We start from the raw sequence: 519 nt of genomic DNA, 5'->3' as shown, positions 1-519 counted from the left end.
TACAGGCCCTCGCGGCTGTCGCAGGTTCACTCGGTTGACCAACCCCTCAAGGATCTGTTGCCGTACTTGCTCGCGGAATTTCTCTCCGCTGGCGGTGGCCTGGCCGCCAAGATCGCTGATGTGAATGCTTAGAGACACTGCCAGATCGAGGTTATGCTCAAAACCGGCATCGTCCCTGATCCTCGATCGACCAAAATCATAGGGGTCGAGCAAGTAGGCACGCATTCTCCTACAGACCAATCCAAGCTGATGTTCAGCGGACTCGATGGTCATCACAGCATTGATGCCATGCATTTCGTCTGTCGACGGTGCTATGAAATTGTCGCGGACGAATACTTCTGTCCTCATTCGCTGCCGTTTGCGGACGAAGGTGAATACCCCAACACCGACCAGCGAGCTTATTGCGAAACTCGGAAGGACAAACAGGGTGCTGGCGATGCTCATCACGGCAACCAGCATAGCATGATCCATGAGCCTCCCGAGAAAGGGACGCCACACCGTTACCAAAAAAGCACAGCA

The 519-nt window shown here is 54.5% G+C and carries 1 protein-coding gene; it reads right to left on the bottom strand.

Translation table 11 applies throughout. The features are described 5' to 3' along the window. The coding region (locus AC0IW9_RS30380) for a hypothetical protein (RefSeq protein WP_471652036.1) at positions 1-459 on the bottom strand (459 nt) is incomplete at its 3' end. Between the last annotated feature and the right edge of the window lie 60 nt (positions 460-519).

The sequence above is a fragment of the Belnapia sp. AC561 genome (assembly GCF_979252845.1).
The sequence above is the reverse complement of the archived record's forward strand: the minus strand, read 5'-3'. Positions and strand labels throughout refer to the sequence as shown.